7 protein-coding genes and 1 pseudogene are annotated in these 6,947 nt (G+C 39.2%); all 8 read left to right on the plus strand.

From position 1 onward, the window contains the following. Window positions 1-7: 7 nt before the first annotated feature. Entirely contained in the window at window positions 8-1,258 is a 1,251-nt protein-coding gene (locus DWX62_RS02115) for a DUF6043 family protein (protein WP_117589560.1), read from the plus strand. 181 nt (window positions 1,259-1,439) lie between these two features. After that, window positions 1,440-1,757, plus strand: a complete 318-nt coding sequence (locus tag DWX62_RS02120) for a DUF3853 family protein (RefSeq protein WP_022020166.1) — start codon at window positions 1,440-1,442, stop codon at window positions 1,755-1,757. Window positions 1,758-1,762: 5 nt separating this feature from the next. Then, the gene (locus tag DWX62_RS02125; RefSeq protein WP_118067132.1) at window positions 1,763-3,130 is read left to right on the plus strand and encodes a virulence-associated E family protein; all 1,368 of its coding nucleotides are present in this window, start codon (window positions 1,763-1,765) and stop codon (window positions 3,128-3,130) included. A 145-nt stretch (window positions 3,131-3,275) separates the two neighbouring features. Continuing rightward, complete coding sequence (locus tag DWX62_RS02130) at window positions 3,276-3,623, plus strand: hypothetical protein (protein ID WP_022020163.1); 348 nt, start codon at window positions 3,276-3,278, stop codon at window positions 3,621-3,623. A 50-nt stretch (window positions 3,624-3,673) separates the two neighbouring features. Continuing rightward, the gene (locus tag DWX62_RS02135) at window positions 3,674-4,099 is read left to right on the plus strand and encodes a hypothetical protein (RefSeq protein ID WP_022020162.1); all 426 of its coding nucleotides are present in this window, start codon (window positions 3,674-3,676) and stop codon (window positions 4,097-4,099) included. Between the two features lie 447 nt (window positions 4,100-4,546). After that, window positions 4,547-4,948, plus strand: coding sequence for a hypothetical protein (locus tag DWX62_RS02140; RefSeq protein ID WP_072529590.1), 402 nt, complete (start codon window positions 4,547-4,549; stop codon window positions 4,946-4,948). Window positions 4,949-4,962: 14 nt separating this feature from the next. After that, complete coding sequence (locus tag DWX62_RS02145) at window positions 4,963-6,174, plus strand: relaxase/mobilization nuclease domain-containing protein (RefSeq protein ID WP_022020159.1); 1,212 nt, start codon at window positions 4,963-4,965, stop codon at window positions 6,172-6,174. A gap of 25 nt (window positions 6,175-6,199) precedes the next feature. Then, window positions 6,200-6,635 (plus strand): annotated as a pseudogene (locus tag DWX62_RS02150) (hypothetical protein). Window positions 6,636-6,947: the final 312 nt, after the last annotated feature.

A 6,947-nucleotide genomic window follows, 5' to 3' on the forward strand; every position in this document is an offset into this window, starting at 1 on the left:
TTTGAGGATGATTCATTTCATAGAGAGAATAAGAGACTATTTTACTAGAAAGGATTGTGCTGATATGGCTATTCGTAATTGGAAATCCGCCAACGAAGAATTGTATGCCAATTTCTGTAAACGCATGGATGCTGTTGAAAAGGGTAACTTATCTGTTTTGACAGATATGTATCAGATGATGCGGGAATGTACACCGCCAGAAGCTTTGTTGTTATATAACTGGCTTTCTGAACTTATAAATGGAAACGGCAAAAATGTACAGAATATAGCCAATCAACAATGGGCCGGCAAGTATACAGATATTATAGCCCAATGTATTACCAACAAACGGTTATGGATAGGCATAAACATAAAAACGGCTACGGTAGAGCTACTCACATCCCCAAAGTCAGAATTACTGATGGTTCATTCCAAAACACCTCTTGAAATTTGGAATCGTTTGCCACAGGAAACGAAAGCCTATTTGACTGGGCAGTTGGATGTACTAATGAGAAACAACAAAGGATGCTATCTGTTAAGCAATCTTGAAAGAAAAATGGTGTATCAGTTCTTGACGTACATTTCCCAAATCATCGTCCTATCACACGCCGTGTTTGTTGGAGAGTTTGTGGCTAACCTGTACGATTATGTGATCGAGAAAAAGGAGGCTTTAAGTTATTGTATGTACTATTTCGTAATATTTGACCACGGCCTTTCACGTATGGCTAAGTTGCTTGACCGTCTGTTGAGTAGTGAAGAAGTTGATAATGGCGATATGCTTCTGATAAAATCGTGTATTGCTTTGCTTGTTAATAAAAGCATAGAGATAGGAACTGAAAGTAAAGCCGAATGGGAAGCAACGGCTGAAGTATGTAATCCGGATATTTGGAAAGAAGTTATGTTTGCCTTGCGAAAAGTGAAAGGTAAACGTGGAAACAGAAAAATAATACAATCATTGGATGACATCCTTATTGGGGATAAGGAACGTATCAAACAAGGCATTTACTCTTTTCTTGAAGAGAACACCGAAGATATAAGCCTTGCCTATTTATTGAAAGCTCTGGTAAAAGCTGGAAGAATGAAGGCTTCTATAAGATACATGACATTTCATCGTGCCATCGAACAATTCTACCAGCGACATTACGGACATGACATTCCACAGAAAAGATATGGTGAAATCAAAGACATTACATTGACTTCACCTCAAAGAGGAAACAGTTATATCAAAGCAAAACGGATAATAGACCGATGGACAGATTATTTTATAAAAAACGGGTAGTTGGGAAATCCAGCTATCCGTTTTTACTTTCTGTAAATATCTGTTGTAAATCGGTCGGTTATATTAAGGTATAAATAAGCCGACCAATACGCTGAGTTTCATACAATACCTTTGCTTGTGAAATCGGTTTCACAGAGTTAAACCGAGGCTTAAAGTATTCAATAACTAAACAAATAAAGGTATGGAAGAAAAATTCAATCTAAACCAGTTGCTCCAAAAGCCCATTGCTATGATGACCGGCGAGGAACTTTGTTTTCTAATTACAAAAAGTGTAGAGTCCACAGAAAAAGCTACATCCCCAATAGCTCCAAAAGGCAACTACTATGGAATAGAGGGTATTGCCCGTGTGTTTGGATGTAGTGTACCTACGGCTAATCGCATTAAGAAGAGCGGTATAATTGACAAGGCTATCACACAAATAGGACGAAAAATTGTAGTGGATGCAGACCTTGCATTATCGCTGGCAAAGGAATCGGGTGGTATCCACATTAAAGAGTAAACAGTATGAAAGAGAATTGGAAACAGCAGCTGGCAACAGACAGCTACGGGAATCTTTTCCGCTCCATAAGTAATTATAGGCTCATCTTTACATCGGATGAAAACTTGAGCATGATAAAGTACGATACCTTTTCTCAGGATGATATATGTTTCTGTTCTTTATTCCATAATGTCAATGGCAATAAAATTGATGAAGAGTCAGTTGGAAAGATACAAGACTACCTGGAAAGGACATACAAATTATATCTGACGCAGAACAAAGTATTTGAAATATTAAAAACAACCTCTTTGGAACGTAGTTTTAATCCTGTACAGGATTTTATCACCCAAGAAATATGGGATGGGCAACCTCGTATAGCCACAACTATTATTGATTATTTAGGAGCGGAAGATACTCCACTTGTAAGGGAACAAACAAAGTTATGGTTCGTAGCGGCTGTTGCCCGGGTTTTTACCCCCGGTTGTAAGTTTGACAACGTATTGACTCTGCCTGGTCCCCAGGGCATCGGAAAAAGCACCTTTTTCAAAACCATCAGTGGAAAGTGGTTCAACGATTCGTTCTCTTTTGCCAGTGGTGACAAGGAGAAGGTAGAAACCATAACCAATGGTTGGATTATAGAAATAAGTGAGTTGAACGGTTTAAAACGGGCAAATGATGCAGAGGCAGCCAAAGCTTTTCTGAGCCGCTGTAGTGACTTCATGCGTCCTGCATACGGACATAAGGTAGTGGAATTTATGCGGCACAATGTCTTCGCAGCTACTACTAATGAAACAAATTTCCTGCAAGGTGACAATGGAAACCGTCGCTGGTGGATAATCCCGGTCAAAGGTAACGGTCATGTATCAGAATGGTTGGATATTTTACAACGTACTGTTCCTCAACTTTGGGCAGAAGCGTACGTCTATTATCGGCAAGGAATGAAACTTTACTTAACACCAGATTTAGAAATCAAAGCAAATGAGGTACAGGGGCAACATTCCAACATTCTTGTTGACCCCATCATGGAAGATTTGGAAATGTATTTGGAGCGTGAGATCCCCATCCAATATGCAAGTTGGACTATTCCTAACCGATTGGCTTATCAAAAAGGAGCATACCCAGATTCCAACTTCAAAATGACCACACTCAATATGGTTTGTGCCCGGCAGATTATAGAGGAACTACCCAATGATATAGTCAGGCGCAATCCGTCTAAGTACACATCACAATATATTAATCGCCTGATGTCTATGATTCCTAATTGGAAACGGAGTGATCAGGAAAAGGTCAAGGGGCTGCACCCTGCATATTGCGACAAGACAGGACGGACAAAGCATCCTTGGGTGAGAGTAGATACGCCAGGCGAAGAAGCCAGTACAACATTATTATTGTGAACAGAATTTACCATTCAAATTAAGGGAAAAGACAAACATCATGTCCCTTTGTCCCTCTTTCCCAAGAAAAATAATAAAAACAAAAAGTAGATAAAAAGAAAGTTATAAGATATGCATGGGACATGGGACAAAATGAATTGACTGTATGAAAAAGGAAGAGCTAATCAAGCTAATACAAAAGTATGAACCACTACTGGCAAATGCGGTCAGCCATATGGTGGAGTATATTCAAGACAATTATTCTGCAGCATATCCAAGCAAGGTACAAACCGAAGCTGTGAACGATTATCTGCGGAGTGTTTATGCTGACGGAGATGGCAGTATGTCAGAAAGAAATTGTGAACACCGCCGTATCGCTTCACAGAAAATCACGATTGCTGCTATTCCTGTTTTGGATAACTACCAACTTGATAAGCTGCAAAATGTACTTGACCATATAGCCTACGACAAGGAATATTATATGCCAGAGAGAGGATATGGAATGCACCGTTAACTTTTTCTTTTGGCTGCACTATTTATAAAAGATCTTCAAATAAACAGACGATGAAATCAAATTTGAACTATTGTATAGTACTTTCGTCAGAGCAGCTTACGTATCTGTCAGAAAGTAAATACGGCATTGACCGTATGAAGATTCTGCACCGCCTTATTGAAAAGGCAGTATTGAAAGAAACCAAGTATGCCATAAAAGGCTTCTCTACGACCTTGCAAGTGGGACAAGCCGTCCTTTCGGAGGTAGAATTGTCCAGCAAATTGGGCTATGATAAAAAAACTGTATCCCGTGTACTTGACAAGATGAACCAGTTAGGAATTGTCACATCTACACAAAGCAACCGAACAAGTATCCATACGCTGAAATGTATATCGGCATGGATGCAGGACGGCAACCGAATTGACAATCCTTTCTATGTCCGTTTAAAAGACAGACCTGACGATATGGAAGGAATGCCTGTAAACTCAGTTAAATGATACGGTTAGTATTTTGTCTGTGTTCCATAGTAAATTTGGATAGCCATATAGAAGAAGATTTTCTCAACTATAAGAATCAAGAATGGCATAAAACAAATATAGATACAAAACTTTGTAATGGTATACTTTTGTATTGACACAAGTAATACCTACAGTTTTGATAAGATAGTTTTTTTACCCTATTGTTTGTTATATATTATGTTTCTGTTTTACCACAAACTATAGCAGAGGAAAAATTCAGTGAAAAATATTTAGAGTAAATGTCAAGTATAGCAATATCTAAAACGTAATGTGTCCAAAGCGATTATGTGTGGTATTGCAAGAAGTTCCTATGTCGCACAAATTCGCTAAGCTCATTCGTACTACATAGGCATTTTTCGGCGGTCGCAAGCTCCCACCGGGTTGTACCTTTTAAATTAAAGACCACTTATAAATGTATAATAAAACATGAAAAAGAAAATCGATAATAATACCAATGAAGAGAATAGCAAGAATGCCAAGAAAATTATAAGACGTAACCTGCGACTTGAAGCTCGTGTAACAGAGAAGGAATATTTCCAAGCCACAGAACTAGCCAAAACCTGCGGCTTGTCCATAAGTGACTACATACGCCGTACAGCTTTGGGGCAGCATCCACGACAACGACTGTCTGAGCGTGAAATAGAAGCCCTATGTAGTTTGGCAGATGCAAGGGGTGACCTTATCCGTATTGCAGCAGCCGTTAAGTCCATACAAGCAGATAAACGAGCCATGTATTTTAGTGATACCAGGTTCGTGGAACAATGGATGATCGCAGCAACGCAACTAATTAATCGCTGGAACCAAATAGAAAATTACCTTACCGAATAATTTACTTACCCATTATGATAGCAAAGGCCTCTACCATATCACATGGAGCGAATGCCATAAGATATTCCGTCAACAAAGAGAAAGCGGATATAGTAAAAGCCAATCTCCTTCCAGATAATATTTCTCCGGAAGCAATGTATGGGCGAATGATGCTTGTTCAAAAAAAATATGCTGAGAAAATCAATAAGGGCAGACCGCTTGGCAGGAACGTGATAAGAATTGAAATTTCCCCATCCGAGGAAGAAAGCCGGGGATGGACAATGGACGATTGGTTACGTTTGTCAAATGAGTTCATCCGCGTATTTGATTCCATAGATCTCTCTGGTAAGACCAAGAGGGCTTCTTCACAGCATACCAACCTCAAGAACTCTCAATACATCGTAGCTCTACACCGGGATTCCCAAAGTGGCATTCTCCACCTACACATTGATGCTAACCGTGTGGATATGGACGGAAAAATCAATGATAGCCATAAGATTGGCGAGAGGGCTATCATGGCTGCGAACATCATCAACGAGAAACGGGGCTGGATACAGTCTGAAGAAATAGGCATACACCATAGGCAGGAAATTTCAAACATCTGTATAGAGATACTTCGCTCTATGGAAAAATTCAGCTGGCAGCAGTATGAAACAGAACTGAAAAAACGAGGCTATAAAGTGCATTTGCAAGAAAAAGATGGAGGCGGAGTTTATGGCTATTCCATTAAGCGTGGTAACTCCACCTATAAGTCGTCCGTGTTGGGTATCGGGAGAAACCTGACCCCTTCAAAAATAGAGACTACTTGGGCAAAACTTCATTCTCAGAAAAGGAAATTTGAATCGAAAGAATCTACTTCCCGACAAGCACGGACAACTGACAGGACTCCTGTTATACAACCTTCGACTATTTCACAGCCGGTTATGAAACATTATGATATAATGACAGATGAATATCACAAATTCCATGTAGAGATACCCGAAGCCGCAGACAATATCATCCGTCAAGATTGTTCTTTGGAGGATGCCCATCCATTTGCAAAGATTGAAGAGATACAGCACACGGCTCTTTTGCTTTTTGCCGGATATTTGAATGCTGCTACAAGTATAGCGGCATCAAGTGGTGGAGGCGGCTCTGATACAGGAGGTTGGGGAAGAGATAAGGACGAGGATGAACTTGAATGGGCACGCCGCTGTGCAAGAATGGCAAATAGTATGTGCAAACGTAAGAAAGGACTTCACAGATAAGTTAACAATTAAAAAAACATGAATCATGGGAATTAGAAAATCAAAAATCACACCATCAATAAACGTTGATGATATGTTGAAAAAAGTTGAAATCAGCCATGAAACAGAAACTGAGAAACTGGATGTCGATAAGAGGCTCAAAGAAATATGTGAAATAAAAGAGACTTTGTTGAAAATTCAACAAGACCTTCAGGATGCTATTAAAGCCGAAGGTAATGCTTCTGTGGTGTTGAAGAAGGCTCCAACAACTCCTAAACCAATCTGTCAAAACATGGGAAACCATATTGGAGAATCATCGTTCCGAACAGACGAAAATGTTAACGGAACATGAATCCAATATACGCAAAATTCTCAAACGAAATGAAGGTATTTGGTTTTCAGATTTCTGGATGAAAGTTTTGGTGATATTTTTGTTCGTTTATACGATAGTATTGGGACTAGTTGTATATTGCGTTACATAAATTACCATGGCTTTGCTAGATAATAAGGAGGATTTTCACCCCTATTGCTATTTGCTAGCAAAATGCACTTTTAGAGAATGAACGGATATAAAATTGTGGACACTCTCCAAAATTTTGTGTAAATGGAAACAGGATTCAGCTGTAAGTTTGTTCTTATATAGAATCTGTTTTCTAAAATAAGCATAAATTGATTCTACCACATAATAATTGTGGCAAAATTCTATCAAACTTGTTCCGGATCAGCTACAAATAGTGCTGAAAACGGTTGATATCCGTTCACCCAAAACGGTGATATCCGTTCACTTTTCATCC

Origin of the sequence: Bacteroides sp. AF20-13LB, assembly GCF_003603065.1 — a bacterium.
GTDB lineage: Bacteria > Bacteroidota > Bacteroidia > Bacteroidales > Bacteroidaceae > Bacteroides > Bacteroides uniformis.

Coding starts and splice junctions, on each gene's coding strand:
- DWX62_RS02115 (WP_117589560.1), top strand. CDS start 8: ATGATTCATTTCATAGAGAGAATAAGAGACTATTTTACTAGAAAGGAT.
- DWX62_RS02120 (WP_022020166.1), top strand. CDS start 1,440: ATGGAAGAAAAATTCAATCTAAACCAGTTGCTCCAAAAGCCCATTGCT.
- DWX62_RS02125 (WP_118067132.1), top strand. CDS start 1,763: ATGAAAGAGAATTGGAAACAGCAGCTGGCAACAGACAGCTACGGGAAT.
- DWX62_RS02130 (WP_022020163.1), top strand. CDS start 3,276: ATGAAAAAGGAAGAGCTAATCAAGCTAATACAAAAGTATGAACCACTA.
- DWX62_RS02135 (WP_022020162.1), top strand. CDS start 3,674: ATGAAATCAAATTTGAACTATTGTATAGTACTTTCGTCAGAGCAGCTT.
- DWX62_RS02140 (WP_072529590.1), top strand. CDS start 4,547: ATGAAAAAGAAAATCGATAATAATACCAATGAAGAGAATAGCAAGAAT.
- DWX62_RS02145 (WP_022020159.1), top strand. CDS start 4,963: ATGATAGCAAAGGCCTCTACCATATCACATGGAGCGAATGCCATAAGA.